At 54.5% G+C, this 1,761-nt stretch carries 2 protein-coding genes; both read left to right on the forward strand.

Translation table 11 applies throughout. The features are described from left to right. The coding region (locus FBQ85_29980) for a hypothetical protein (GenBank protein MDL1879361.1) at positions 1-1,193 on the forward strand (1,193 nt) is incomplete at its 5' end. 81 nt (positions 1,194-1,274) lie between these two features. Next, the coding region (locus FBQ85_29985) for a carbohydrate kinase family protein (GenBank protein MDL1879362.1) at positions 1,275-1,761 on the forward strand (487 nt) is incomplete at its 3' end.

Raw genomic sequence — 1,761 nt, forward strand, 5'->3', positions numbered from 1 at the left:
ACAAAGGCCCAATTCAACGGCAAACGTTTCCAACGCCGCATCGCCGTCTGGTCGGCTGGCTGCACGGCGTGCTGTCGGAAACGAAAACCATTCCTGCGGGCCGCGAGGAAACGTTCGAAGTGCCGATTACTGTTCCGAACAATGCGCCGGCCGTTGCTTATACCGCGCTGGTCAGTTTTGGGAAGGAAGAATTGCAGCACACCCTGCGCATCAAGGCGCCGGTGACGGCAGATTTGATGCTGCCCAACGCTGCGAAAGATACACTGTTGATCACGTTGACCAATCACACGGCGCAAGAACTGGAAGTTGTGCCACAGCTTACGGCAGATCCCGCCTGGCAAATTGCTGCTCCGCCTGCCAGCGCCGTTAAATTGGAACCGCAAACCACGCGCAAGCTGCCGGTCCCGTTAAAACTCGCGGGATACAATGCCAAAGAACAACTCTATCCCGTACGGTTGCGCTTGACGAGCGGAAATTTCCAAGCCGAAATTGTGCGCGATTTCTACGCCGGCATGGCGCATTTCGCCGCAACGCCGCCGTCATTGGACGGCAGTTGGGAAAATTGGAATCGCGCAAATCCCATGACCATTGACAAAACCAATCAGATTTGCCGTTTGCTCATGGGTAATCAACCGTGGAACGGGGTTGAGGATTTGTCGGCAAAAATATATGCCATGTATGATCAAGATTATCTCTACGTCGGCGCGGAAGTCACGGACGACGTGTTGATTTCACATTGGGATTTTCCGGTGATGAGTTATCCGTGGGATACGGATTGTATGGAAGTCATTTTGGACACCCGAACGAATTCCGAGCAGGGGCACGATCCGCCCACGCCCGGTTGCTTTCGCCATCTTTCATTGGCTGAATATCGCGCCACGGATTTCGGAGCGAAGCAGTGGCAGGGCGGTGGCGCCGGCGGACCGCTGCTGCCCAAACCGAATTTGGTGCCGAATGCTGAAACGTATTTCACACGCACGGATAAAGGCTACAATATGATTTGCCGCTATCCGCTCGCCAGTTTGAAAAACGTGAAAGCCGAGCCCGGCAGCAAAATCGGTTTCGACGTGGCGATCAATGACAACGACGGTTTGAATTATCGCAAGAATCAACACATCTGGGCGGGATTCAATCAGAATCAATCCTGGTGGGATGTGGGCACGATCGGCGCACTGATCTTCGGGCCAAAGTAAGGGAGGGTGGACATTCCTGTCCGCGATGCCGTGGGGACTGGGAAGCCCACACTCCTTTCACATCTTTGCGAAGGAACATACATGTCTGCGTTTGACGTCATCGCTGCGGGCCACATTTGTTTTGACATCATTCCGCCTTTTGATACAAGCGGCGCGCATAACTTTCACAAACTATTGCAGCCCGGCAAGCTGGTGCACGTCGGCAATGTTGTTCTGAGCACGGGCGGCTCGGTTTCCAACAGCGGTATTGCATTGAGCAAATTGGGGTGCCGTGTTGCGTTCATGACCAAAGTCGGCGACGACGCTTTTGGGCAAATCATCATCGACAAAATGAAGGCGTGGGGAAACATCGATGGCATCGCCCGCGATGCGGAGCACGGCAGTTCCTATTCCATCGTGCTCGCGCCGCCGGGAGTCGATCGCATATTTCTGCACCATACCGGCTGTAATGATTATTTCACGAGCGCCATGCTGAATTGGGAAGTGATTGCCGGCGCTCGCATCTTCCACCTGGGTTACCCTCCGCTCATGCGTTCTCTGTATACCGATGACGGCGCAGAACTGGCGC

This window comes from Cytophagia bacterium CHB2 (assembly GCA_030263535.1).
Taxonomy (GTDB): Bacteria; Zhuqueibacterota; Zhuqueibacteria; order Zhuqueibacterales; family Zhuqueibacteraceae; genus Coneutiohabitans.